The sequence below is a fragment of the Nostoc paludosum FACHB-159 genome (assembly GCF_014698835.1).
Lineage (GTDB): Bacteria > Cyanobacteriota > Cyanobacteriia > Cyanobacteriales > Nostocaceae > Nostoc > Nostoc paludosum.
Map to the genome: position 1 here is coordinate 38,277 of NZ_JACJTU010000043.1, position 26,694 is coordinate 64,970.

Sequence of the window (26,694 nt, forward strand, 5' to 3'; positions counted from 1 at the left end):
TATGGCTAATTAATACATGAATAAGTTAGCTCAGGTCTCTACTAAATCTTTGACGCAGTAGAATACGGAATTTAAAACTAAAACAGCGTTGATATCTGCCTTTAGGATTTAACTTGCGTACTTCATTAATTTAAAATCAGTTTTAATAAAAATTTCTGTCCTTCAAAACGCTAATCTAAACTGTAAGGTTTCAGCTAAAAATCATATGAATAAGTAAAAAAATTAGATGCGGTTTCAAACCACACCTAATTATCTCTTTTAAATTCTGGATTCTGAGTTTTTATTCATCACCCCAGTAAGTTAATTACCACTGAGATTGGCAAGTCTATGTGTTGGTAAAAATTTTTGTTATGGCTAGTCCTAATTAACGTTCTCATGTCGAAAAATCAAATTTTTGAGTTAATTAAACAATCTGATGATTAATCATCAAGAAAAATTACTAACTTGCTGATTAAAAACCTCTACATTCGATTTATTTTTGTCAATGGATACACTCGATGTCGGTAAATATTTTCGTACTATACCCATTACCTTATCAGCCACTACAGGTTTAGTCAGAAAATCTGTAGAACCGACCACCTTGGCACGAACTCTATCTAAAAGACCATCGCTGCCTGTTAATATAATCACTGGCGTATTGGCGAAGGCAGATATTCGTCGCAACTGAGTACAGATTTCATAACCACTGGCGACTGGCATAATTAAATCCAAGAAAATCAAGTCTGGTTTGTCTTGAATCAGGGTTGGTAGAGCTTGTACTGCATCTTCAATTTTGACAAATCTTAGTCCGTTGGAAGTAATAATTTCCTCTAGCATTTTACAAACCTGCGGACTATCATCCACGCAGGCTACAAGTGGAACATTTGGCTTCTTGGGTTGTGGGGTGACAGCTTTATTGTTGACCTCACTCGCTACAAAAGGTAAGTCAGCTACTTCCACCAATTCAATAATTCCTTTGAGAATATAAGGAAGCAATGAACGAGTTAGGGGTAGTAGACTTTGCTTCATTTTCACGGCTAAATCTCGCAGAGTAAATTTACCGTTGATTAAATTGACAAAGTTTTTGTAGACAGATGGACTCACTATTTGCTGGAGTTGTTCTGGTCGTCGCACAACAGGTGCTAAGTCAGGAGAAAAATTTGCTAAACCAGCTTCTGACCAGATTTTCCACGAATCTTGCATATGCTTGACAGACATTTCTGCACTCGTGAAATTTATTGGTGTTTCTAAAATAACCTCTTGGCTACGATTGCAAGTGATAGAAGCGAAATTTGCTTGCAAAGCTAGGTCAAATAATAATTCTGTTATGGTGTTTTCGGCAATAGACTGAATTTGTTCCCTCTGGATTTTCTGTTTTTTATGCAAGATTTCTATTAGGCGATAATCCCAGTAATCTATTGACACGTCTTGGGAGCGCAACTGTAATTTATCAACGTCAATCTGGGGGCAATTTTGAAGCATGTTTCTACGCCAGCGCCGAAAGGGATGAGTTCCCCCTGTTGCCCAAACTATGCGTCCTAAGCGATAGTAAAAAGTCCATTGGCTCCCCTTTGAACTTTTAATATTTAATTTGCCATTGTATTGTAGTTGAGTACAAGTTTTAAATTCATTCACTAAGTTATTTGAAACCATCAATTCCGACTGGGCCATATTTTGTTCCTTTTCTTAAAAAGCTAGCTCGTGAAAAACCCACACTAGCTATATAGTGGTCAGCAAATATGTTGATAAGTGCAAATATATTAATTACATAGCAGACTAAATTAAAATTATTAAAAACAAGATAAATAAGGAATATAGTAACAGTATTGCTAGTAAATGATTTATTTAGCAGATGTTTACGATCGCCATACGTGGTTTTTCTGCTAATATTTCATCACTAAACTTGAGTTGCTATAGCCTACATCACCAAAATTATTTCAGTATCGATAGTTCATTTTAATGATTATCATACCAAAACATATCCGTACAAGTTCTGAATTATTTTTCAAAAAAATAGCATTTTATATTCCAGATATTTTTCATATTGATTCTGATTCTCAAGAGAATATAATAAGAAAGATTTCTTAAAATCAACAAATATTAATATATTATTAAAAAGTCTACGATCGCTATTAGTTTGCCGCTGATATTTGGTAGCTATTCTAACAATTAGTATTCTAACAATTAGAAATAGCAATCCAGCGTTATGGAGTAGGCACTGCTTACGGTTCACTCAAACCCTGATTTTCACTTGTAAACAGTGCCCCCTGTCGGATTATTAAGAGTCTTGCTAACTGTTAGTATGCAGCAGTTATCAGGCTTGGTTGTGGTTTTTGTGGCTGACAACGGCTGCTCTGAGATTACCTTGGTGTTGAGCAAGAAGCCGATCGCCCTCCTCTTTTTCTAAACCAGTCCAGTGCATTAATAGAGCTAGCTTTACCCACTTGCCACTACGTTCTAATAAAAAACCAGCAGCTTCCCGGCTTAAACCTGTGAGGTCTTGTAAGATTCGCAAAGCGCGATCGCGTAGCTTTTGATTTGTCACCGCCACATCCACCATGCGATTGCCGTAAACTTTACCCAGCTTGACCATCACCCCAGTGGAGAGGATATTTAAAGCTAATTTTGTGGCTGTACCAGCTTTGAGGCGAGTTGAACCAGCAACGATTTCTGGCCCTGTTAATAGGCGAATGTCAATATCGGCATCAAAGCTAACTTGTTCGGTGGGAACACAGGCGATAAAAATAGTAGCGGCTCCCCGCTGACGAGCTGCATTCAGGGCACCGTGGACGTATGGCGTTGTTCCACCGGCTGTGATGCCAACTACCACATCTAACTGTGTAATCTGGCGTCCTGCGATCGCAGTTTCACCATCTTCGATGCTGTCTTCTAAATCTTCAGAACTGCGTACCAGCGCACCAGCACCACCAGCGATAATTCCCTGTACCAACTCTGGAGGCGTACAAAAAGTAGGGGGACACTCGGCAGCATCTAATACCCCTAATCTACCACTTGTACCCGCACCAACATAAAATAAGCGTCCTCCTTGGTGCAAACGCTCTGCGGTGCGTTCAATGGCTTGTGCCAACTCAACTTTCGCCGCTGCAACTGCCGCCACTGCCTTTTGATCTTCATTATTAAACAGCTCCACCAATTCCAGAGAACTCAGCTGGTCTAGGTTCAGACTGTTAGGATTTACTAGTTCAGTTAAAAGATGCCCGCGTTCCTGTAAGTTTGTCATTTGTCCCCTTGTTATTAGTCATTAGTCATTAGTCATTAGCCCAATGCCCAATGCCCAATTACAATAATCCTTCCAATTGGCGACGAATTTTGTCTAATTCAGAATTAGACAATTCTGGTTCTTCTGGTGGCTCTTGGTTGGAATCCAAGAAGTCCTCAGGAATATCATCTTCTTTTTGGACATCTGGTTGCCAGTCGGTTTCTTCAACGTTAACTTCTGGCGGGGTGACAACTAAATTACTGTTTTCTGGGACGATTTCCCAGTCATATCCGGCACTTTCGCAAAATTGTTGGATTTCCTCAGCATCGATCGCCTCTGGTGTAGGAGTGGGGAAATCTTGAGCTTCCAGCATCAGGGCATAGCGCGTGGCGTCGTCTTCTGACTCGAACATCAGAATTGTATTGTGATCGCCTTTCCGAATCGTGTGAATCCCCTCATTTTCGGTTCCAGCATTAAACATTAACACAAAAACACGCATAAATGTAATTATCTATGATTTTCAGATCTAGATCTATTTATATTAAAGTTCTAGGTTGTGCATCAGGGAAAGTCACACTTAGAATTTTCACTTTATTGAGATTTTCCTGAAAACGCCAACATCATTGAGCATAAGTATTGGATCGAGAAAATGCCGTAACTTAACCCATGAGGTCTTAAGGTCAGTTAACGTATGCTGGAAATGGCATACTGAATCAATGTGCCAGTTAATGCTTGTGCGTCCTCGCTGCATCCGGCAATTAATACAGTGAAAGGAAATGACTAAATCTCCCAATCAAGACCGTTACTCCCCTTCTCCGATTCGTCAGCGTCCGTGGTTGCTGGTGTTGAGTCGCGGTGGCATTGCTTTGGGGGGAATTTTGCTGATTGGAATTGTCGGCGGTATTTGGCGGTTATGGATTTTTGTCCAAAAAGAGTTAACGCCTTTGGCGCAACAAAGTCTCACTACAACACTCAACCGCCCAGTAGAACTGGGAAGAGTCACAGAATTTTCCTTGACGGGAGTGCAGTTTGGTGCTTCGGCAATCCCCGCCACAGCCACAGATCCAGATCGCGCCACAGTCGAAGCTGTGGAAGTGACTTTTGACCTCTTGCAGTTAATTTTTAACCGCCACCTCAAGCTAGATGTTACCTTAGTCAATCCAGATATTTACATCGAACAGGATAACCAAGGGCGCTGGGTTTCCACTGAAATCGCATCATCAGGTGAAGGCGGCGTTATTAAAACGGATTTGGATAAACTGCGGTTTCGCAATGCCAAGTTGGCGTTAATGCCGCAGAACAGGGGGCAAGAGGACGCGGGGACGCAGGGACGCAGGGACGCAAAAGGGGACGCGGGGACAGGGAGACGCGGCGACGCAAAGAGTTCTCTCACCGTGTCACCGCGTCTCCCACTCTCCGCGTCTTCTTCATCTCCCGTATCATTTTCCCAACTCAGCGGCTCTGCTCAACTTTTAGCAAACAATCAGCTGATCCGGTTGGAAGTCCGAGGTCAAGCAGACAGTGGTGGCAGTATTTCCATCCAGGGAGATACTCGTTCTAAGGCATTAGCAGGAAATTTGCAGTTGCGAGTACAAGATTTCCTGGCTGCGGATATTACTCGCCTGATTGAGTTACCAGTGAATTTACAAGCGGGTCGAGTTAATGGTGACTTGTTGGTTCAGTTGACACCGCAACAGCCGACTTTATTGTTTGGTAGTGCTGCTGTGGAAGGGGTAACGGTTGAATTGCCGAAAGTGCCGCAAGTGTTGAGCAATAGCCAAGGAAACCTACGCTTCCAGGGAACCCAATTGCAGTTAGATAATGTTACTAGCAATTATGGCAAAATTCCCTTGGTGGCTAAGGGAATCATTGACACTCAAGCAGGCTTCAACTTAGCAGCGCGTGTAAATGCGGTGAGTTTAGCGAATGCTCTAAGTACTCTCAAGGTAAAACTACCTGTACCTGTAGCTGGACAAGTACAAGCAGATTTGCAGATTACTGGATCGACTAAAGAGCCAATTCTTTCAGGCAAAGTTGCCACGATCCAAACTGCCCGAATTGACAAGCTCGATTTTAATAGTATTAGTAGTAAATTTCAGCTTGTTAGTAGTTCGTCTTTAATTACTCTCAAAGATATTCAAGGATTTGCGAAAGTCGGCGGTCAGATTACAGGAACTGGCACAATTGAAATTGGTAAAAATCCGCGATTGGATTTGAATTTCGCAGCTAAGAACGTTCCAGGGGATGCGATCGCCAAAGTTTACGAAACAACGCCCAATTTCCAAATTGGTAATCTCTCCGCTACAGCCCAATTATTCGGTGCTGCTACCAATGTCCAAACTGTGGTACAATTCCAAGCGCCTAACGGAACTTATCCGGGAACTGGGGAAGTGGGCATCGCTCCCAATCGTACCGTCTCTTTCCGCAATGTTGCTCTAAATGTCGGTGGTGGTACAGTCCGGGCTAATGGTAGTTACGCCAATGAGCGTTGGCAAGCTGTTGCTGTGGCCTCTGGGGTACAGGTGCAACGTTTTGTAGATACAAATCAACTGCAAAATGTCTCTTTGGCAGGGGCACAATTTAATGGCCGTCTCATCCTCTCAGGCAGCACAGCACCATTTGAAATTGCCACGATTCGCACTCAAGGTGCAGCAGTAAACATTGGTGGCGGTACAGTTGCAGTTTCTAATATCCAACTCCAAGACCAAAATTTCTCTGCTCAACTTGTAGCTAATAATGTGCGGCTGGGACAAATATTGAAACAGTCTCCCCCAGCTTTAAATAATCCTTTGGCAGGTACATTCCAAATCGCAGGTAACAGAGATAATTTCAGTCTAAAAACTCTGCGTGGCACTGGGGAAGGTCGCCTTGCCATTGGCGGCGGTACGGTTACAGCGAAAAATATCCAGCTTGTTAATGGTTTATATCAGGCGCAAGTCCAGGCGAAGAATGTGCCAGTGCAGCAGTTAGCAGCAGTACCAAAGCAGTTTCAAGGCGCGTTAAGTGGTGAACTGGATGTGGCGGGTTCTGTTGAATCTTTTCAACCGCAAGCCATCCAAGCCAGCGGTCAAGCACGGATAAATGTTGGGCGTGGGATAATTACAGCCTCTAATATCCAACTTGTTAATGGTGCATACCAAGCGCAAATCCAGGCTAACAATGTACCTGTGCGCCAGTTAGCAGCAGTACCACCGCAGTTTCAAGGTGCGTTAAATGGTCAGTTCAACGTTGCGGGATTAGTTGATTCTTTTGAACCAAAAGCAATTCAAGCCAACGGTCAAGCACTAATAAATGTTGGCGGTGGAACGATCGCAGCTTCTAATATCCAAGTGGGTAATGGTGTATACCAAGCACGAGTTCAGGCAAATAACGTACCGTTGCAGCAGTTGGCAGCAGTACCGCCACAATTGCGAGGAACGTTAACTGGTCAAGCCAACGTTGCGGGTTCTGTTGAGTCCTTTCAACCCCAAACAATCCAAGCCGTTGGCCAAGGACAAATAAATGTTGCAGGCGGTACGATCGCAGCTTCTAATATTCAAGTAGCGAATGGTCGCTATCAAGGAATTATTGATGCTTCCGGTGTGGAATTAAGTCGGTTAAATCAACAATTGCGCGGTCAATTTGGCGGCAAGTTGCAATTAGCTGGCACGCTGGCATCCTCTCAATTAGCTGATGTGCGTGCTGCTGGACAGGTGCAGTTATCCCAAGGCCTTCCCGGTCTTGAACGACCACTGACAGCTGCGATCGCTTGGAATGGTGAAAGGCTGACCATTGAGCAAGCAACTGCCCCCGGTTTAAATGTTACTGGTAGCATATTAGCCAACGCCAAACAACCAGGGATACCGGAAATTACTGCTCTAAATCTGAATATCCAAGCCGAAAATTACGACTTAAAACAGTTACCCGTCAATCTTCCGAATCAGGTTGCAGTGGCGGGGAGAGTCGATTTTAACGGACAAGTTACTGGCAAGCTACCTCTGCCAAATGTAGTCGGACAAATTAATTTACGAGACTTTGTTGTTCAAGATATTGCTTTTGAGCCGCTGTTAACTGGAAATATCAACACAGTACAGGGACGCGGGTCGAGTTTGAATTTGGCAGGAAATCGCGATCGCCTTGCTTTCAATTTAGATGCCAATAATCGCCCAAAATCCTTTTTAGTACAATGGCAGGAAGCATCGGCATCAGGTAATGTTCGAGGAAATGATTGGACGCTCAAAGTCGCAAACTTCCCCTTACAAATATTGAATTTGTCACCACCTCCAAGTACTCGTCTCGGTACTGGAAAAATAGCTGGATTATTAACAGGGGATTTGCTTTTTAATCAAGAGACATTTGCAACAAATGGAAATTTAGCGATCGCTAACCCAGAAATTGGACGATTAAAGGGCGATCGTTTAGCGGCTCAATTCCGTTACAGTAATGGTAACGCTACCCTAACTAGTAGCCAATTTATCAAAGGTAGCAGTATTTATGCTGCTGTTGGTACTTTTGCCCAAACAGCTCAAGGCCCCCAACTAAAAGGCAAACTCAATGTCAACCAAGGCAAAATCGAAGATGTTCTGGCTGTAGCGCAGGTCTTTGATTTACAGGATTTACAAGGTGGTTCAAACCAAAACTACGGCACAGCAGCGGATCTGGCCACCAATCCCCAAGGCTGGTCAAATCAGCCTTTATTGAACCAACTCCAGCGATTTTCTGAAATTGAAGCCTTGGTAGCAGAAGAGGAACAACAACGACTTGATTCTAGCCCCATACCGGATTTAGCTGACTTAAAAGGTACTTTCAACGGGGAAGTAGCTCTAGATACATCTGGCAGCAATGGATTGGCAGTGCAATTTAATTTGAATGGAGAAAACTTTGCCTGGGGTAAAAAAGAAGAACGCAGCCGTTATTATACTGCCGAAAAATTGATTGCCGAAGGCAACTTTGAAAACGGCGTTTTGAGTTTGCGACCTTTACGCATCGAATCTCAAAACAGGCTGATTGCCTTCACAGGTAACATTGGCGGTGATGAACAATCTGGTCAATTGCGGGTGAATAATTTTCCCGTACAAGTTTTGAATAATTTTGTGAAATTGCCAGTTGGCATTACAGGTAATGTAAACGCTACAGCAGCTTTAGCAGGTAGTATTGCTAATCCCCAAGCCAGAGGGGAATTACAAATTACAGAAGGAACACTAAATCAGAACCCAATACAGTTAGCAACCGCAAGTTTCAGCTATGCCAATGGACGCTTAAACTTTGGTAGTACTGTTGCAGTTAGCGGGCCACAACCAGTGGATATTACTGGCAGCATACCATATAAATTGCCTTTTGCAACGGTGGCACCAGACAGCGACCAAATCAGTTTGGATATGAAATTAGAAAACGAAGGATTAGGACTGTTAAACGCATTAACTAATCAAGTGGTGTTTGAGAAAGGTGAAGGACAAGTAGACCTGAAGGTGCGCGGAACATTGCAACAACCAGAGGTAGATGGAATTGCCACTGTTAATAATGCTACTTTCTCAACCCAAGCTTTGCCGGGTAAACTCAGACGTGTTACAGGTAAAGTGCTGTTTAATTTTGACCGCATCTTAGTAGAAAATCTTCAAGGTAGATTTAGCCGAGGAAAGGTAGAAGTTGCTGGAGAAATTCCCATCTTTAACAATGAAAAAGTGGCTATCAACAATCCTCTAACCATTAATCTCGAACAGCTAACACTGAATCTCAAAGGACTTTACCAAGGAGGTGCTAGCGGGAATTTGCAGATTACTGGTTCTGCCCTCAACCCCCTAATAGGCGGTAGAGTAGATTTATTTGACGGTCAGGTATTGCTAGCAGAATCTACCGACACTGATACATCTGCAAATGATAGCGGTCTTGGCTTATCATCCACAAAAGCCAATAAGCAGAATCAAACGAAAATTCCAGCTTTGCCCTCAGGCATTGCCAGATTTAATAATCTAGATTTAGAACTAGGTAAAAACGTTCAAATTACCCGTCCACCTATTCTTAGCTTCCGCGCTAGTGGTAATCTCATAGTCAACGGCTCAATCAATCAGCCAGTACCCGATGGTACTATCCGATTAGAAAAAGGTGGAGTGAATTTATTTACTACCCAATTTAACCTTGTTCGTGGCTATAAACACACTGCAACTTTTAGTCCTTCCCAACCCCGCGACCCAAACTTGGATATTCGGCTATTTGCTAAGGTACTAGACGTAACTCAAGGTAATGATTTCAGCCGAATAAATACCACAGGTTTATCAGCTTTAGAAAGTGTTCGAGTCGAAGCTACTATTAATGGTCTCGCCAGCAAACTAAATGAAAATCTAGAACTCACAAGCAGTCCGTCACGTAGCCAAACCGAAATTGTTGCTCTTTTGGGAGGTGGGTTTGTAGACACCCAAGGACGTGGCGACAGTACTTTGGGTTTAATTAACATCGCCGGTTCAGCTGTGTTCAACAATTTTCAGTCAGCTTTTAATCAGATTGGTAGTACCTTTGGTTTAAGCGAACTGCGGATATTTCCTACCATTATTTCTGAGAATCCTGAAGCGGGAAGAAGCAATTCAACTTTGGAATTAGCAGCCGAAGCCGGAGTTGATATTACTTCTAAGATATCCGTTTCTAGCATCAAAATTTTAACAACAAATGATCCCTTCCAATGGGGGGTTAATTATCGGATAAACGATGAATTTCGTGTCCGTGCTTCCACTAATTTAACTGATGATAGTCGTGCCGTAGTCGAGTATCAAACACGGTTTTAAGAGGTGGTTGTGAAGGCAGGAGGCAGAAGGAAAGAGGATTTGAGCTAAATTAACCTTTATTAACATAGTTTGATTTTTTCACACCGACTTACTTAGTTTAATTATCGCCAGCCCGTATTAGATTGTGATATTATCACTACCTTGCTGACTAACTGTTAATCGCAAAATTGATAGCCCTAAAATTATCAAAAATAATACTAGCCCAATTGTGCAAGCATAACTAATTTCCAAATTATTGAATGCTTGTTCGTACAGATAATAAACAATTGTTTTCGAGCTATTGAGTGGCCCCCCTTGGGTCATAATGTATACTTCTTCAAAGACTTTGGTGGCAGAAATAGCTGAAATTACAGCTACTAGAGCCAGATACGGCTTCATCAAAGGTATGGTAATATCCCAATGTTTCTTAATACCATCAGAGCCATCAATTGCTGCGGCTTCGTACACATCACCAGGAATTGATTGTAATCCAGCTAAATAAATTACCATGTAGTAACCTAGTCCTTTCCACACAGTAACTGCCATAACGCTGGCAAGAGAAATTGGTACAATGCCAAAAAGTTTAGCTGAGCTAGTTAGCCAAGGAATACCTTCTGAAATCAGACCCAAAGCTTTAAACAACTGGTTGAGTAATCCATTTTCTGCATATAACCATTTCCAAGCTATCCCCGCAACTACCATCGAAATTACTACTGGTGTGTAGTATGCACTTCTAAACCAATTCATCCCCCGCAGTTTTTGATTTACCAAAATTGCTAGCCCCAAGGGAGCAATTACCAAAATTGGTACTACACCCACAAGATATAAAAAAGTGTTTTCTAGCGTTTTCCAGAAAACTGGATCTTTCAAAAGCTTGAGAAAGTTGTTAAGACCTATCCATTGTGGCGGTTGGGCAATATCTTCATAGCTGGTAAAGCTGAGGTAAAAAGCTTGCAGTGCAGGCCAAAAGACGGTTAACCCTAAAATAATCAAAGCAGGGAGTAAAAACAAATAAGGAGTTAGCCGCTGTTTGATTAACATCCAATTTTTAAGTGTCAATTGATTCATCAGAGATTTAATAGTTATTTCTACTTGGTGAGAATTAGTCAGAGCCAGTATTTGGAGATGTAAGTCGATTTCAACTTCAATATTTTAAGGTCATACGTTTGATTGTGCCACCAAAGCTAGCCCTAGACATCGCCAATCATTGATATAGTACATATCAAGTATCTATTAATAATACTCCAACCACATAAATAAGTAAGCAAGAATAGCTCATCAATTCTTACTTAAACTTTAGGTTACATACAAAAAGTCCGCTTTCGCGGACTGTGGACATTGGATAAGGTTAAGTTGTCACCAAGAGTGTCTACAAGATGTTAGACTCAATATTCATTCTTTCTTAATTAACCTAAAAAATCAAGTTTTTCTGCTCACAATTTCAGACATTAATACAGGAGTTATGTCTTTTTGAAAAATATCTGAAATTTAGGTGATAGGCATTTAAAATTGCGTAGATATGACTGATATTTTATTTTTAAATCAGCTATATATAATTCACAAAGGCTGTTTTATTATTGCTAATGATTGCATATATAAACCAATACGGTTCAGTTAAGGATTTCTTTCTTCTCTTTGCGTCCTTTGCGTCCTTTGCGGTTCGTTAAAAAAATTGACTATTAATAGCCAAAGACTTCATTTAGTCTGAAAAATATTTTGCACCATTTTTTTGTCTGAACTCGCTGCTGCTTTATCTAACTCTGCAATTTCACCTGCATCTAATTGCCAACCCAACGCACCAATATTTTCCCTGGCTTGTTCTACATTCTTTGCTCCAGGGATGGGAATGGTTCCTTTACAGATGCACCAGTTAATTGCTACCTGTGACATGGTTTTGTTTCTAGACTGTGCCACTTCTTGCAAACATGCTAAAAGCGATCGCACTCCTGATAAAATCTGCCTAAACAGCAAACCTCGGATACCCTTAGGCAAAGAACCTCCAACAGAGTATTTTCCTGTCAACAGCCCCAAAGCCAGAGGACTGTAAGCAATCAATTTGATTCCCAACTCATCACAAACATCTTTCAGGTGGAGTTGAGTCACAGGATATGTAGACAAGAGAGAATATTGAACTTGCAAAGTACTAATGGGAACGCCTCGCTGGGCAAACTTTTTTTGCACTTGTTTGAGCCGTTTCGGGCCGTAATTGGATAGTCCTACTCCCTTAACCAACCCTTGCTGATAAACATCGGCCAGACCATCCAACAACTGCCCCTCTTGCCAAGGAGCATAGTTCGCTGTAGACCAATGCATTTGTACTAAATCAACATTTCTTCCCAGGCGTTGAGCAGATGACTGGCAAGCCTTGACCATTGACTGGCGCGTCCATCTCCACGGGTAAGCAGCAAGTTTAGTCGCAATACAAATGTTTTCTTGATTGGAACCTAGATATTCTCGGTTGAATCGTCCCAATAGTAGCTCACTTCGACCATTCAATCTGCCAGTTCCGTAAGAATCACCCGTATCAAATAAAGTCACACCGTTGCTGACACAAAGGTTAAAGACGGCTTGCAACTGGTCATCCATGCTTTCGTCATATCCCCAAAGCAATTGGTTGCCCCAGGCCCAAGTCCCGCAGCCCATGTTTGGGAGAAAGAGTTTTTGGCTCTGCATTTTTGCTGTCTGTAGATTGCCTTAATAATTATCAGGCAATTCATTGAAACTCAGCTAAAACAGATCCCAACGTATTAAGAAAGCGATCGCACTGACTTATAATCAATTGTGGAAACTTCTACGCTGTTTATGCTTAGCGATCGCTTTGCGTTTGCGCTTTTGCAGGGGCGTTTCAAAGTGGCGGTGCTTTTTGATATCTGGAAAAATTCCTGCCTTAGACACTTCTCGCTTAAATCTACGTAACGCTGATTCGATCCCTTCATTTTCGCCTACGATTATTTGGGTCATAGCATATTCCTACTAACTTTGCTCAATTAGTGCGCTTGGTCAAGGGGAACGCAAAAAAAAGCAGACACCTTGTCTGCCCTCAATACCTGAGAGTTAAATCCTTAGTTCGAGACCTTAATAGCGTCGAGAGTATCCACCACCACCACTATTGTTTCCTCGTCTACCACCAGAAGAACCGCCATCTGTCTTAGGTCTAGCTTTATTAACTTTTAAGCTCCGACCCATCCACTCAGCGTTATCGAGGGCTTCAATTGCTGCTGCTTCTTCGGCGTCTGATTCCATTTGTACAAAACCAAAACCTCTTACTCGACCTGTTTCTCGGTCGATAGGCAATTGAACCTCTTTTACAGTTCCATATTCCGCAAAGACTTGCCTGAGGTCATCTTCTCTGACCTCATAAGATAGATTACCGACATAAATTGACATAAAATGTCTCCAGAAGCATAGGAGTGTAGAGATTTATATCCGGAGATGTCTGTAATACAACATATAAAAACAAACTACGCAGCCGAATTCAATCTTCCTTTGACACTTTAACATAAATTCAAGGCTGAATATTCTTAGGCAACACAGGAAGTGGGGACTAGGGACTGGGGAATCGGGAGATGGGGAAGTGTGGGAAGAGAGGGGAGAGAAGGGAGTGTGGGCAGATGGGGAAAAAGAGAATTTATGCTTCCCACACCTCCCACACCTCCCACACCTCCCACACCTCCCACACCTCCCACACCTCCCACACCTCCCACACCTTCCACACCTCCCACACCTCCCACACCTCCCACACCTCCCACACCTCCCACACCTCCCACACCTCCCACACCTCCCACACCTCCCACACCTCCCACACCTCCCACCCCTCCCACCCCCAGTCCCCAATCGCCAATCCCCATTACCCTCACAGGTACATCTGTAGCGTAAAATTAATCTCCATCTGGTATTTGCTAACCCCTTGACGCCCATGTATTGTGACTACCTCATCCAAATCCTGACTGCCCGTGTGTATGATGTTGCTCAGGAAACACCACTAGAGTATGCCCCAAATCTGTCTGCGCGGCTGAATAATCAACTTCTGTTGAAACGTGAGGATATGCAGTCAGTATTTTCCTTTAAACTGCGGGGTGCTTATAACAAAATGGTGCAACTGCCGTCAGATATATTGGCACAGGGTGTAATCGCTGCGTCGGCGGGGAACCATGCTCAGGGGGTGGCCTTGGCAGCTAACCGTCTGGGAACGAGAGCAATTATCGTCATGCCAATAACAACGCCCCAAGTTAAGGTAGATGCGGTTAGAAGTAGAGGCGGAGTAGTTGTATTACATGGAAATACCTACGACGATGCTTATGCTTATGCTCGTCAATTAGAAGCCGAAAAAGGATTAACTTTTATTCATCCCTTTGACGATCCCCATGTTATTGCTGGACAGGGAACAATCGGGATGGAAATTTTACGGCAATGTCAGCAGCCCATCCATGCGATTTTTGTAGCCATTGGTGGAGGCGGATTAATTTCTGGGATTGGAGCTTATGTGAAACGCTTGCGTCCGGAAATTAAAGTCATTGGCGTTGAACCTGTGGATGCTGATGCCATGTCTCAATCTTTAAAAGCCGGACATCGGGTGCGTTTGTCTCAAGTGGGGTTATTTGCTGATGGGGTAGCAGTGCGGGAAGTAGGTGAAGAAACCTTCCGTTTGTGTCAGCAGTATGTAGATGAAATTATTTTAGTGGATACGGATGATACTTGTGCGGCGATTAAAGACGTGTTTGAGGATACGCGATCGATTTTAGAGCCAGCAGGTGCATTGGCGATCGCAGCTGCCAAAGCCTACGCAGAACGAGAAAAAATCGAGGGGCAAACCTTAATTGCTGTAGCTTGCGGTGCAAATATGAACTTCGATCGCCTGCGCTTTGTGGCAGAACGGGCAGAGTTTGGCGAACGCCGCGAAGCTATCTTTGCAGTTACGATTCCTGAGGAGCGGGGTAGTCTGCGTCAATTTTGTGAACTTATTGGCAAACGCAATCTTACCGAGTTTAATTATCGCATTGCCGATGCCAAAACAGCCCATATTTTTGTCGGCGTGCAAATTCAAAACCGTGCTGATGCTTCAAAGATGGTAGAAACCTTTGAAGCTCAAGGATTTGAAACCCTGGATTTAACAGACGACGAACTCACTAAATTACATCTGCGGCACATGGTGGGTGGACACTCTCCCCTTGCTCACAATGAATTACTCTACCGTTTTGAGTTTCCCGAACGTCCTGGTGCATTGATGAAGTTTGTCGGTTCCATGAGTCCCGACTGGAATATCAGTCTTTTTCACTACCGCAACAACGGCGCAGACTACGGCCGAATCGTTGTCGGTATCCAGGTTCCTCCCCACGAAATGCAAGATTGGCAAGCATTTTTGGATACCCTTGGCTATCGCTATTGGGATGAAAACAAGAATCCGGCATACAAGCTGTTTTTGGGGTGAGTGGGGAGCAGGGGAGCAGGGGAAAGTTCAATGTGTCTTGTTCTTTCTCCTCTGCCCCTCTGCCTCTTCCCAATGCCCAATCCCTAATTCTGATAACTACTTTTAGATATCATATTGGAGTCCCAGGTATACAAGCCGATTTGGTCGGGAACCTTAGAGAATCTGCCTGTCCGATAGCCTCTAGATAATTCATTGAGCACCTTATTTTTGATCTCTCGAAGTTCCCCAGATGTTAGTTCTCCGTAAATTCCGGCGATTACTTCAGCGACGGTGAAAACCTTACCTGGATTTTGTTCAAACAGAGAAGTGAGGGCATCAATTAAGAATTGACCTTCATAGGCTTTGAGCATTGGTACTGTTTTGGGATTCGGAGGTATGAAAGGTTTCTTCTTTTTGCTTTTGATACTTTTAGAAGCACCATTGCCATTTTTTGGGGCAACTAAACTTAAGTCCAGAGTATAACAACCGGGTTCTTCGGGAATAATTACCCAGTAATTCCTTTCTCTGCCTTGGGTGAGGGAAGATTGAACTCTACCTTTAACTACTTTAAACACATTAGAATCTAATTCCCCATACAGCGATCGCACGATGAAATCAATATGACACACAGTACCTGCCTGCTCTTGCAATAGCTGTTTTATGGCTTCCATTCGAGACAGAGATTGATACTGGGATAGCATGGGAATTTCTGGCACCTTGCTTGAGTTATCGTTGTTCTCTAAAGGTGTCTGTATATCTGGCGATGTGGTTGGAAGCGGATTTGTTTTTGTATCAGCAGCGGAATTATCTATTTCAATGTCGTCTGAATCTGTAAGTTCTGACTCTATAGACTCGACCAAGTTGATTTGGGAGATGTCATCATGGGCTGACAAAAACCGCAGAGAGGCTTCTGCCGAAGAATTGGAGGTTTCATCAGCTGCTTTAAGTCTTGATATCTGCTTGTTAGTATCAGAAAAAGACCAGGTAGATAACAACGCTTCTACATGATCGAGTTGCGATCGCGCCTGTACAAATAGACGTTCATACTCTTCTGTGAGGCGAGCATAATAGTCTCGCAATTCCAACAGTGGCGAGAGGAAATTGCCTGGAGGTGGCTCTAATTGCGCTTTTGAATTCATAATTGTTCAATCAATTTAAATCGGTGTCACTTGTGTAAGACATTGGCCTGGGTTTAGCCTTGCGAGATGCTGGTTGGGATTTCTTCGGCGCTTGGGGAGGGCGACATCTCTCACAATATAAAGGTCGGGGGCCATAAGTCTCACGTTTTGTCAGATCGTTACACTCTTTACAGACAAATTGGAAAACACGAGTGTGAATCTGTCTTTTGTGCGCTCTAACAGTATATTCCCTAACATCAATGAATTTACTTGCCATAATTAGGAATCTTGAATTTCCTTCCTATCAATGTCCTATCAATATAGCTATTCAAGCAAATCAAACTGCATCAGTGTGTGTTTATGTAGAAGTTTTATTCAAATCAGTGAATTTGACGCTAAGGACAAGGTGTGAATATTGCTTAGCAACCAATTCAGAGTTAGTCTAGACTATCCCCTAAGCATATACTTGGTGATGAGCAAACACTATCACCATTTATATAGTGCTTGATTTGAAAAACAATTCCTACTGTCTATAACTAGCTGATTTTGCCTGACGTGATGCACTTGCGATGCAGAGTGTGTAGCCTTCAACTAAAGTATAATCCGTCTGAATCATGCCAGTGTTGTAAATCAAGCACTACATCATCAGATAATCCCGCAAACAAAAGGCAAGCACGGACTTGTTTGGTTGAATAAGACTAGTTTTGCACAACAGTGTCTTAAAGACCTCAAAGGAGCTGCTTGAACAAACTGTAGAAATCTTACCAAAGTATTCGCGCTTCAACCCCTGAATTTTATTTATAAAGATATAGACAGAGGAGATTTTCCTGCCCCTCATCAGGGAAAGTTACATAGATTGACAATCGAGTTATTGCCAGTGTATTTAATTGTTCATACTATTTATAACCTTTCTTCCTTCTGGTAGAGGGATGTCGATCGCCACAGCTATCCTTGTATAAGGAACAACCGCCTCCTAATTTTTAGAAGGCGGTGATTATCATCGATCAAAGCATTATCAAAAGTCTAAAATTCCTGAATATTTAATAGTCAAATTCCTTGGCTAGACTTCCATCGCTAGTAGCAGTTGCTTTTGTTTTTGATTGAGTTTTGTGAACATTACTTGTTCTCGACAAAATCGGCATCAATCACATCATCAGTGCCTTGGGGTTGTTCGCTACTTGTGTTGCTGGCTGCTTGGGCGTAGACAGCGCTACCCATTTGCATTAAGGCTTGCTGTAACTCGCTAGATAAAGATTTAATGCGATCGCTATTATCTTGGTTAATAGCCTGCCGTAAATCGTTTATTAGCGCTTCAATGCGGGAGCGATCCGCTGCACTCACTTTATCACCCAAGTCTTGCAGCTGTTTTTCGGATTGATATATTAGAGAATCTGCTAGATTCTTTGTATCAATTTGTTCGCGACGTTTCCGGTCTTCTTGAGCATGGATCTCTGCATCGTTGACCATACGTTCCACATCCCGCTTATCGAGGGTGGAAGCACCTGTAATGGAAATCGATTGCTGTTTGCCTGTAGCCCTGTCTCTAGCTGTGACTGAAAGAATACCGTTGGCATCAATATCGAAGGTAACTTCGATTTGTGGTACACCTCTGGGTGCTGGTGGAATGCCATCTAGGCTGAATGTACCCAAACTCTTGTTATCTGTAGATAATTCCCGTTCACCTTGGAGGACGTGGATTTCTACATTTGTTTGACCATCTGCTGCCGTCGAGAAGATTTCCGATTTTTTCACAGGGATGGTAGTATTGCGGGTAATAATCTTGGTCATTACACCACCAAGGGTTTCCACACCTAAAGACAAAGGCGTAACATCCAGCAATAGGATATCTTTAACTTCACCTGCCAGGACACCTGCTTGAATAGCAGCACCAACAGCTACAACTTCATCAGGGTTAACGCCTTGGTTTGGTTCTTTGCCCGTCATCCGCTGCACCAAATCTTGAACTGCGGGAATGCGAGTCGAACCACCGACTAGTACAACTTCATCAATATCAGCGTTGCTGAGTTTAGCGTCTTCAAGTGCTTGTTTTACCGGCTTGCGACAGCGGTCTAGAAGATCCGAAGTCATCTCTTCAAATTTAGCCCGCGTCAAGGTCATATCTAAGTGTTTGGGCCCTTCTTGAGTAGCAGTGATGAATGGGAGATTGATATTGGTTTGAGTAGCACTTGAAAGTTCGATTTTTGCTTTCTCTGCTGCCTCCGTCAATCTTTGTAAAGCTTGCTTATCCTTACGCAAGTCGATGCCTTCATTGCGTTGAAATTCTCCAGCCAACCAATCCACAATCTTTTTATCAAAGTCGTCACCGCCTAAGTGGGTATCACCACTAGTGGATTTAACTTCAAATACGCCATCACCTACTTCCAAGATGGAAACATCGAATGTACCACCACCAAGGTCAAACACCAAAATGGTTTCATTGTGCTTTTTATCTAGACCGTAAGCCAGGGCTGCTGCTGTGGGTTCGTTTATAATCCGGAGAACTTCTAAACCTGCAATTTTACCAGCATCTTTGGTAGCTTGCCGTTGGGAGTCATTGAAGTAAGCAGGAACCGTAATTACTGCTTGCGTAACTTTTTCTCCCAAATATTTGCTGGCATCATCAACTAACTTCCGCAGGACTTGGGCAGAAATTTCTTCGGGAGCAAATTGTTTTTTAGCTGCGGGACAGTCAAGTTTGACATTACCATTGCCGTCGCGCAAAATTTTGTAAGAAACTTCTGTAGCTTCATGGGTAACTTCATCAAATTTGCGCCCAATAAAGCGTTTTACAGAATAAAAGGTATTTTCTGGGTTCATCACTGCTTGGCGTCTAGCAATTTGACCTACCAAGCGATCGCCCGTTTTGGTATAAGCTACAACTGAAGGAGTGATGCGTTGTCCCTCAGCGTTGGCAATTACTATCGGTTGCCCACCTTCCATCACGGCAACACAAGAGTTTGTAGTGCCTAAATCAATTCCAACTACTTTAGCCATATAACCTTCCTCTTTAGCACCTGAGGACTGGGGACTGGAGACTGGGAACTGGGCATGGGGCAAGCAGGAAGTGTGGGAGGGGTGGGAGGTGTGGGAGGATAGGGAAAAAATCTTTCCCCCCTCTCTTCCCACACTCCCCACACTTCCCCATCTCCCGATTCCCCAGTCCCTAAAATCAACCAATATTAACTTTGACGGCTCTGCCTTTTTCTGATTCGGCTTTCGGTAAAGTTAAGTGGAGAACACCATTTTTGTATTCAGCTTGTACTTTGTCGTTTTGAACTTGGGAAGGTAACGGAATTACTCGATGGAATTTGCCATAACGGAATTCAGAGCGAGTGACACCGTTTTCTTCAGTTCTGGTTTCAGTCTTGCGTTCACCGCTAATCGAAATTGATTCGGGAGTGGCTTCTACGTTTATATCTTTCGCTTCCAAACCAGGTACTTCTAGCCTCAATTGGATTACATCATCAGTTTCTTCCATTTCTGCGGCAGGAATAAAGGTAAACCCTGTTCTTTCACCACCATCAGTTGGTATTAATCTGTCAAACAAACGATTCATTTGCTGCTGTAAAGTGTCGATTTCTCTGAATGGTTCCCAACGTTCGCTGTCCCGGAATGGTTCTAAGCGTTCCATTTCTCGGAATGGATTCCAACGAATGAGTGCCATAAATATCACCTCTAAGATTAACTATCTAGTCTTAGGAGGCTCAATCTCAAGCTTTCTAGCTTGCAAACACCTGATATAAAACCTTTGTCAAGCAATCTTCAAATTTCACTAAGCTCAATCTCAAGCTTCCTACTTATCACACTATATCGACATTCAAGTTAGCAGGTTCGGTTTTATAGTCATGAGCGATCGCAATAACCGTACCTTTTATGGGTTTACAAACAATCCCTGGATAACTGTTGATGGTTGACTGTTAACCTTCAAACAGTCAACCATCAACAATCAACATATCCCAGCCAGTTTTGTAGCTCTACTGCTGACTTGGTGCAGCAGGTTGGGATTGAGGTTGGCGTAAACGGCGCAAAGAGTCTCGCAACTTATTCTGGCTTGTGTTTTGTCTGCGCCGCCGTCGATTTGTGCTAGCTTGTGGCTTTTGTGATGAATTAGTAGTTGTTCGTTCGCTACGGATACGCCGTAGAGTTTCTCTGGCAGTTCCTTGAGAACTAGTTGTTCTTCTTTGAGATGATGAGCTTGCGCTAGTAGTTTCCCCTGTCTGACGACGCAGCCGCCGATTAAATCCAGATTCTGCTGCTCTTGTGGCTGTAGCTTCATTAGTTGACGGTGTAAATTCTCGCCGCCTACGTCTTGAAGTCCCCTCTGTGGTATTTGAGTTGGATGCTGTGGCTTGCTGGGTTTTCTCTTCTGTTTCTCTTTTTCTTTCTTGTTGGTATTGACGATATTGCCGTGAATCTTCTTTAAAAGCCGCAGAGTTGACTCGTACCCCTCGTCTACCACCTTGTGCTGGGTTGAATTTCCACTCACGCGCTTGTCTCAAGTGTTCTTCATCCAATTCGCGGTTTCCACTAGATTTGGCAATCCGCACATTAACAACATTACCTCGATCGTCAGTATCGAAAGCTAAACCTGTGCGCCCTTCGATTCCTCGCCGTTTAAATGACTCTGGATATTTAAAATCACATTTGCGGCAAGCTGCACGGCCATTGCTAGTACCTGAAGTGTTAATTTTTGGAGGTGTTGGAGCTGTTGGCGCTGTTGCTACCGGAGGGTTTGCTGGTTGATTGCCAATGCCACTGCCAGTACCGCTACCAATTCCATTGCCAGTACCGCTACCAATTCCATTGCCAGTACCGCTACCAATTCCGCTACCAATGCCACTGCCAATCCCGCTACCAGTACCAGTACCAGTACCGCTACCAATTCCACCGCCAGTACCAGTGCCAGTTCCTCCGCCAGGGCCAGTTCCGCTGGTTGTTCCTACAGCAATACCGCTACCGGAACCTAAACCAACACCAGAGCCGCCACCGCCGCCACCTCCACCGCCACCAGATGAACTTGCTTGAGAATCTTGAGATGGAGCTGTTCTGGCGATGGGTGCAGATTTCAGAGGAACTTGTGGTGCAATTGGCCGAGTATTTGTCGGCTGTGGTTTCTGAGGGACTGCTGTAATTTGTTCAAATTGCTGCTGAATTTTTTCTACTGGTGGAGTTTCTATAGGCTGTTTTTGTACAATCTCTGGTTCTTTTTTGGGTTCTTCTGTAATTTGTTCAAATGGTTTTTCTGGTTCCACAATCGGGGAATCAACGATCGCCACCTCTATTGATTCATCATTCCCTTCAGGCATTCTTGTCAAAGAATTACCTATACCTGAGGACAATACACCGATATGGAGCGCCAGTGAGCCTATCAGACTGTAAGCCAGAAAAGACTTGAGAGCCTGAACTTCTTTGGAGCGTTGCTCGACATTAATGCCGGAAAAGGTCATAGCTATTGCTACCTATTCTCACTAATTTAGTCATCTTAAAATGCAAGGTTACAAATATCAAGTAAAAAATTAAAATTATTTTGACTACTGTTACGTAATCCCGACATTAGTAACAACATCTTGAAAAACTCCCAATATCACAGTTTCTAAATAAATTAAATTTTTCTTTCAATCAAATTAACTTATACAAAGTGAGCAAAATATCTACAAAACTTTAGGCGGCTTTGCCGGAAAAATCTGACTTTAGGTGAGGTATGATATTAGCAAATAAGCAAAAAATATTACACGTGTCAAAAGGTAATTTTTAATAAAAACCTTAATAAATAATGACTGTAGCTTTCACGATCATTTATTTTTATGTAATTAATTTTTTAATAGTACTGATATCCATCTCACGAAAATTTGATTTGAAAAAATTATCATTTTATTTTAAATTTTATTGAGAAAAAGTTTCAGCTTTTCTCTAGATTCTGCTAGTCTTACTGTGTATTGTTGATGACGTTTAGAGAACATGGGAATTCAGAATTTGTTTGCAGCAGGCGGTGTGGTCATGTGGCCGCTGCTGGGGTTTTCGGTGTTGGGTGTGGCCTTGATCATTGAGCGTATTACGTTTTGGCTAAAGATTAACAAGCGTCAAAACCGCGTGGTGCGGGATGTTTTGAATCTCTATCGCCTCGATAATGTTGTCGGTGCAATAGATAAACTCCGGCAAAATGCAGATTTGCCACTGGCGCGGATTTTTCTTGCAGCTTTGGAATTAGAGGAACCAAACCCAGAGGAATTTCGTTTGGCATTAGAAAGCGAAGCGCAAGCCGAAATCCCAGTACTCAAACGCTTCCAAAACTTTTTCGAGACAATCATTAGTTTAGCGCCACTGTTGGGTCTTCTGGGTACAGTGTTAGGGTTGATAACCTCTTTTGCCTCCTTAAATCTTGGCGATGTGGGAGGTAGCAAAACGGCAGGTGTTACCTCTGGGATTAGTGAAGCATTGGTATCTACAGCATCAGGATTGATTGTTGCTATCTTCATACTGTTGTTTGCCAATACCTTCCGCGGATTGTACCAACGGCAAATCGCGCTAATTCAAGAGTATGGCGGGCAGCTAGAATTACTTTACCGCCGTCGTTATGAAAGAGGAGGAGAGAAGACCTATGCGGCTACAAGATGAACCAGATATTCCAGCACAGATTAATATTGTGCCGATGATTGACGTGATTTTTGCAATTTTGACATTTTTTATCATGTCAACTTTGTTTTTAACGCGTTCAGAAGGTTTGCCTGTCAATTTACCAAAGGCAGCCACGGCAAAACAACAGCAAGTTCCCTCCAAAATTACCATCACGGTAGACGAACAAGGAGTAGTAAGTCTGAACCGCAAACCAATTGCAGTTGATGATTTGACACAGCAAGTGCGGAGTCTAATTGGTTCTAACTCAGAAATGTTAGTGATTATTAATGCTGATGAAAAAGTTGGTCACGGTAAAGTAGTGGCTGTGATGGATCGGGTACGTGAGGTTCCGGGGGCAAAATTAGCGATCGCCACTCAAAGACGATAGGGGATGAGGGAGATGGGGAGATGGGGGGCAGAGGGAGAATAATAACTCCAAATTCCTAATTCCTAACTCCCAATTCTTGAGATATAAGTTTAAGTAATGAATTTTGATAAGGGTGTATAAAAAAGTGGTCGCCGTCAAACATTTGTAGAGAGCAAGTAGCGGTGGTCTGTTCTCGCCATGCTTGCAGAGCTTCATGGCTAACTTCTTTGTCTTGCCAACCACCAAATATAGTAATGGGACAGTCTAGTGGCTGTTGTGGAGTGTAATTGTAAGTTTCCAGAACTGCAAAATCCGCCCGTAAAAACGGGAGGAAGATTTGCATTAGTTCTGGATTTTCTAGTACTGCTTTGGGTGTACCGTTGAGAGTGCGTAGTTCTTCGAGTAATTCTGCCTCTGGTAAGCCGTGGATGGGTGGTTTTGTGGGCGGGATTTGTGGGGCGCGGCGGGCAGAGATGAAAAGGTGAAACGGTTTTAGATTATATTCTAGGCGCAGTAGACGGGTTAACTCGAAGCTAACTAATCCGCCCATACTGTGACCGAAGAAGGCGAATGGTTTGTCTAAATATGGTAGAGCAGATGAAGCGATCGCCTTTACAAGAGGTTGCAATTTTGCGATCGGTGCTGACTTGATCTGTCTTCCTCGTCCGGGATATTCCACAGCACAGACTTCGACATTGCGAGGTAGGCTATTAGACCACGTGCGAAAAATCATGGAGCTACCACCAGCATAAGGGAAGCAGAATAAACGCAGATTTGCTTGAGGATTTGGCTGGGGACAGTTAATCAAAGAATTTAATGTTGGTGTAGTTGTCATAATAGAGCTTAGAGTTAGATAACACAACTCTGCATTTAATTATTAAATATAATTCACTGATAATCTTATGACAGGAATGGAACCTTGGGCGATATCAGTCGTTAGTGGTGTGGCTGCTATGGTTTTCCAAAGTGGTGGTCAGGCTTTAGGAGTATTGGGCAAAACTCTGGATGAAAAAACCAAGAAGTTAATTTTTGCTGCGTCAAATCAATACGAAAAGAACTACGAAGAACGGCATGGTATTCTTAAAGTATTGGGAATGCGTGAACCTGTCAAGCTGGAATCGCTCTATACAGCAGTGCAGTTTTTAGATAATGATACTATTGAGAGTTTTGAATCTATCGAGAATTTAGAAAATTTCTATAGACAAGCTAAAGTCCGAAGGTTTCAATGTCAAAATGAGTGCAAACAAGAAGGAATAAAAGTTACTAACGATAAGCAATATCTGATGGTAGCAAAAATATATTAATACTCCTAAGTTACAAGCTTTATTAAACTGGGCAGAACAGGTAACAGCTGGATCGCCAGGCAATTTTAAACATGTGGGTAAACGTGCGGTTGCGATCGCCAACGCCAACGCCATTACCATGACTATGGGCAAAATTATCGGCAAAACTATCAGCAATGCTTATAGTATTGCTGATGCCAACGCTATCGGCTACGCTAACGCTAACTTCTACGTCATGACCAATGCGATGGCCTACGCAATCAATTACACCAACACCAAGGCCAATTGGTCAATATCTCCAACAAACCTTACTTAATGGTTTCAATCTCACCTCACAAATGGTCAGTTTATCTGAGGAAGAAGCAGAAGCACTCGGCGATTATCTCTACGCCAATCACCTGATTATCCAGTGCAAACAAGCAGCGGTGCGAGTATCGCCCCAAACCTGGGAAGCAATTGAGGCGCGGATGTTGTTGGTTCCAAATGGTTAAGCAACAATAGAGAAATGAAAAGATAGCTAGATCAAAACTCCATGAGTTCATTACAACAGGCTAAGGATACAAAAACTCGCACCTTTACAGCAATTCTGCACTGGGAAGAGGATGTTTACGTAGCTGAATGTCCAGAGGTGGGAACCGCCAGTCAAGGAGAGACGATAGAAGAAGCTATTGCTAATTTGCAGGAAGCAACAGAACTGTATTTAGAAGAGTTCCCGCTTTCTGAGACAGCACCTCGTCGGTTGCTAACTACATTTGAGGTAACCAGTGCTTAAGCTACCAAGAGTTCGAGCTTCTGAAGTTATTATCGTTCTTGAACGGTTAGGTTTTGTTCAGGTACGACAACGTGGCAGCCATGTAATTTTGAAAAGACAACTTGTGCAGGAAGGTGAAGGACAAAAAACGATTGAAGTAGGTTGTGTTGTACCATTGCATCGTAAAACTATAGCTGTTGGAACGTTAAAGAGTATTTTGAGTCAAGCTGGAGTCTCTGTTGAAGAGTTTCTGGAAAATCTCTAGTCAGCACCACATCAAAAACTTTTATTTTAAAAATTAGGCGTTCCATAATTGCGGGATGATTTGAGAATTTGCATCAAGATATAATCCCCGTGTCCCCGCGTCAGCCTAAATCATCCCATTATTCAGCAACGCCAAAAATTCAAGTTGTCGCTATCACACTTAGGTTTTTGTTCTGAATGCACAAGCTGTCATAAAGACAAAAGTTAGTGTCGTTCTGACAGAAAGATTTTTAGTTAGGAATAAACAATCTGTTGTTTTTCCTCTTCTACATATATGTCCTGTTCTCTGTTAATAAAAACTTGAGATAATGCCTGATAAGCTTCAGTCCAAGCTGCCATGACTTCTTCTGTAGCTGCTTCCCCCAAAACATCTTTCATCGCTTGCAATAAACTTTCTCCGACAATAGGATATTGTTCTGCTGTAACATGAGTCTGCACGTGACGATGGGCAATCTTTTCTACCATTAATTTTAAAGCAGGCAAATTATCAATTTGGTTAGCATAGCTATAAACTGCTGTAGCTAATCTCGCAGGCTGAGAGCCATCTGCTTGAGCAGACATATCAAATTGTTCTCTGATTTCTGGATGGTTTTGAAACATAATTTCATACATCCGAGTTGTGATTTGCTGACCATTTTTTTTCAAGACAGGCGCTGTAGATTTAACGATATCTATTGTTTGTTGGCTAATCATAGTTTTTTCAACCACTTAGAATATTGATTAATTACAATTTATTGTTTATTTCTAGCAGTTACTATGAGCTAGCTCATATATAGCAGGAGTCAAAAAAGTCAGCCAGGAGAAAGAGTTAGGGCTTTAGCCTAACGCACCAATATACAACTCAGTCATCTTAGTGGTGCAGAAAAGTTTCTGGAGTCTCAAGTGGAGAAAACAGTGACACGGGAGAATTCAATTCTGTTATCTAATTGCGCTCGTTTTTTTAAGGAAGCAGTGGC

24 protein-coding genes are annotated in these 26,694 nt (G+C 42.7%); 9 read left to right on the forward strand and 15 right to left on the reverse strand.

Annotated features, from left to right (window positions below; genetic code table 11):
- Nucleotides 1-426: 426 nt before the first annotated feature.
- The 3 genes from H6H03_RS29950 to H6H03_RS29960 form a co-directional block, all read right to left on the reverse strand.
- Nucleotides 427-1,650, reverse strand: a complete 1,224-nt coding sequence (locus H6H03_RS29950; RefSeq protein ID WP_190958689.1) for a response regulator — start codon at nucleotides 1,648-1,650, stop codon at nucleotides 427-429.
- A gap of 643 nt (nucleotides 1,651-2,293) precedes the next feature.
- Nucleotides 2,294-3,220, reverse strand: coding sequence for an N-acetylmuramic acid 6-phosphate etherase (gene murQ, locus H6H03_RS29955; RefSeq protein ID WP_190958690.1), 927 nt, complete (start codon nucleotides 3,218-3,220; stop codon nucleotides 2,294-2,296).
- Nucleotides 3,221-3,278: 58 nt separating this feature from the next.
- Entirely contained in the window at nucleotides 3,279-3,710 is a 432-nt protein-coding gene (locus H6H03_RS29960) for a DUF3110 domain-containing protein (protein WP_190958709.1), read from the reverse strand.
- A 265-nt stretch (nucleotides 3,711-3,975) separates the two neighbouring features.
- Between H6H03_RS29960 and H6H03_RS29965 the strand changes: the two genes are divergently transcribed.
- Entirely contained in the window at nucleotides 3,976-9,954 is a 5,979-nt protein-coding gene (locus tag H6H03_RS29965; protein WP_190958691.1) for a translocation/assembly module TamB domain-containing protein, read from the forward strand.
- A 117-nt stretch (nucleotides 9,955-10,071) separates the two neighbouring features.
- Here the strand turns inward: H6H03_RS29965 and H6H03_RS29970 are convergent, their stop codons facing one another.
- The 5 genes from H6H03_RS29970 to H6H03_RS29990 form a co-directional block, all read right to left on the reverse strand.
- On the reverse strand, nucleotides 10,072-11,001 hold the full coding sequence (locus H6H03_RS29970) for a carbohydrate ABC transporter permease (protein WP_190958692.1): 930 nt from the start codon (nucleotides 10,999-11,001) through the stop codon (nucleotides 10,072-10,074).
- Nucleotides 11,002-11,628: 627 nt separating this feature from the next.
- Nucleotides 11,629-12,606 (reverse strand): aldo/keto reductase, encoded by a 978-nt coding sequence (locus H6H03_RS29975; RefSeq protein ID WP_190958693.1) that lies wholly within the window; start codon nucleotides 12,604-12,606, stop codon nucleotides 11,629-11,631.
- 102 nt (nucleotides 12,607-12,708) lie between these two features.
- Complete coding sequence (gene rpsU / locus H6H03_RS29980) at nucleotides 12,709-12,894, reverse strand: 30S ribosomal protein S21 (RefSeq protein ID WP_190958694.1); 186 nt, start codon at nucleotides 12,892-12,894, stop codon at nucleotides 12,709-12,711.
- 114 nt (nucleotides 12,895-13,008) lie between these two features.
- On the reverse strand, nucleotides 13,009-13,320 hold the full coding sequence (locus tag H6H03_RS29985) for an RNA recognition motif domain-containing protein (protein ID WP_190958695.1): 312 nt from the start codon (nucleotides 13,318-13,320) through the stop codon (nucleotides 13,009-13,011).
- 134 nt (nucleotides 13,321-13,454) lie between these two features.
- On the reverse strand, nucleotides 13,455-13,781 hold the full coding sequence (locus tag H6H03_RS29990) for a hypothetical protein (RefSeq protein ID WP_199339132.1): 327 nt from the start codon (nucleotides 13,779-13,781) through the stop codon (nucleotides 13,455-13,457).
- Between the two features lie 68 nt (nucleotides 13,782-13,849).
- On the opposite strand from H6H03_RS29990, the gene ilvA reads away from it, so the two are divergent.
- Complete coding sequence (gene ilvA, locus H6H03_RS29995; RefSeq protein WP_190958696.1) at nucleotides 13,850-15,361, forward strand: threonine ammonia-lyase, biosynthetic; 1,512 nt, start codon at nucleotides 13,850-13,852, stop codon at nucleotides 15,359-15,361.
- Between the two features lie 83 nt (nucleotides 15,362-15,444).
- Here ilvA and H6H03_RS30000 read toward each other — a convergent pair whose 3' ends face one another.
- The 5 genes from H6H03_RS30000 to H6H03_RS30015 all read right to left on the reverse strand — a co-directional run bounded on the left by H6H03_RS30000 (nucleotide 15,445) and on the right by H6H03_RS30015 (nucleotide 21,905).
- The gene (locus H6H03_RS30000; RefSeq protein ID WP_190958697.1) at nucleotides 15,445-16,479 is read right to left on the reverse strand and encodes a hypothetical protein; all 1,035 of its coding nucleotides are present in this window, start codon (nucleotides 16,477-16,479) and stop codon (nucleotides 15,445-15,447) included.
- Nucleotides 16,480-16,489: 10 nt separating this feature from the next.
- Nucleotides 16,490-16,735: a hypothetical protein gene (locus H6H03_RS40640; protein ID WP_242058049.1), complete on the reverse strand. Its 246-nt coding sequence runs from the start codon at nucleotides 16,733-16,735 to the stop codon at nucleotides 16,490-16,492.
- 839 nt (nucleotides 16,736-17,574) lie between these two features.
- Entirely contained in the window at nucleotides 17,575-19,452 is a 1,878-nt protein-coding gene (gene dnaK, locus H6H03_RS30005) for a molecular chaperone DnaK (RefSeq protein WP_190958698.1), read from the reverse strand.
- Between the two features lie 175 nt (nucleotides 19,453-19,627).
- On the reverse strand, nucleotides 19,628-20,122 hold the full coding sequence (locus H6H03_RS30010) for an Hsp20/alpha crystallin family protein (RefSeq protein ID WP_190958699.1): 495 nt from the start codon (nucleotides 20,120-20,122) through the stop codon (nucleotides 19,628-19,630).
- A gap of 310 nt (nucleotides 20,123-20,432) precedes the next feature.
- Complete coding sequence (locus H6H03_RS30015; RefSeq protein ID WP_190958700.1) at nucleotides 20,433-21,905, reverse strand: energy transducer TonB; 1,473 nt, start codon at nucleotides 21,903-21,905, stop codon at nucleotides 20,433-20,435.
- A gap of 511 nt (nucleotides 21,906-22,416) precedes the next feature.
- Here H6H03_RS30015 and H6H03_RS30020 point away from each other — a divergent pair.
- Entirely contained in the window at nucleotides 22,417-23,073 is a 657-nt protein-coding gene (locus H6H03_RS30020; RefSeq protein WP_190958701.1) for a MotA/TolQ/ExbB proton channel family protein, read from the forward strand.
- On the forward strand, nucleotides 23,057-23,461 hold the full coding sequence (locus tag H6H03_RS30025) for an ExbD/TolR family protein (protein WP_096540154.1): 405 nt from the start codon (nucleotides 23,057-23,059) through the stop codon (nucleotides 23,459-23,461). Before H6H03_RS30020 ends, H6H03_RS30025 begins: the two co-directional genes overlap by 17 nt.
- Before the next feature lie 55 nt (nucleotides 23,462-23,516).
- On the opposite strand, the gene H6H03_RS30030 is transcribed toward H6H03_RS30025, so the two are convergent.
- Nucleotides 23,517-24,275: a thioesterase II family protein gene (locus H6H03_RS30030; protein WP_190958702.1), complete on the reverse strand. Its 759-nt coding sequence runs from the start codon at nucleotides 24,273-24,275 to the stop codon at nucleotides 23,517-23,519.
- Nucleotides 24,276-24,342: 67 nt separating this feature from the next.
- Here H6H03_RS30030 and H6H03_RS40645 point away from each other — a divergent pair, with 67 nt between their 5' ends.
- The 5 genes from H6H03_RS40645 (at nucleotide 24,343) to H6H03_RS30045 (ending at nucleotide 25,739) form a co-directional block, all read left to right on the forward strand.
- The gene (locus H6H03_RS40645; protein WP_242058048.1) at nucleotides 24,343-24,744 is read left to right on the forward strand and encodes a hypothetical protein; all 402 of its coding nucleotides are present in this window, start codon (nucleotides 24,343-24,345) and stop codon (nucleotides 24,742-24,744) included.
- A gap of 73 nt (nucleotides 24,745-24,817) precedes the next feature.
- Entirely contained in the window at nucleotides 24,818-25,039 is a 222-nt protein-coding gene (locus H6H03_RS40650; RefSeq protein WP_242058047.1) for a hypothetical protein, read from the forward strand.
- 22 nt (nucleotides 25,040-25,061) lie between these two features.
- On the forward strand, nucleotides 25,062-25,214 hold the full coding sequence (locus H6H03_RS40655; protein ID WP_242058046.1) for an NACHT C-terminal helical domain 2-containing protein: 153 nt from the start codon (nucleotides 25,062-25,064) through the stop codon (nucleotides 25,212-25,214).
- Nucleotides 25,215-25,255: 41 nt separating this feature from the next.
- On the forward strand, nucleotides 25,256-25,495 hold the full coding sequence (locus tag H6H03_RS30040; protein ID WP_190958703.1) for a type II toxin-antitoxin system HicB family antitoxin: 240 nt from the start codon (nucleotides 25,256-25,258) through the stop codon (nucleotides 25,493-25,495).
- Nucleotides 25,488-25,739, forward strand: a complete 252-nt coding sequence (locus tag H6H03_RS30045) for a type II toxin-antitoxin system HicA family toxin (protein WP_190958704.1) — start codon at nucleotides 25,488-25,490, stop codon at nucleotides 25,737-25,739. Before H6H03_RS30040 ends, H6H03_RS30045 begins: the two co-directional genes overlap by 8 nt.
- A gap of 233 nt (nucleotides 25,740-25,972) precedes the next feature.
- On the opposite strand, the gene H6H03_RS30050 is transcribed toward H6H03_RS30045, so the two are convergent.
- Complete coding sequence (locus tag H6H03_RS30050; RefSeq protein WP_190958705.1) at nucleotides 25,973-26,431, reverse strand: globin domain-containing protein; 459 nt, start codon at nucleotides 26,429-26,431, stop codon at nucleotides 25,973-25,975.
- Between the last annotated feature and the right edge of the window lie 263 nt (nucleotides 26,432-26,694).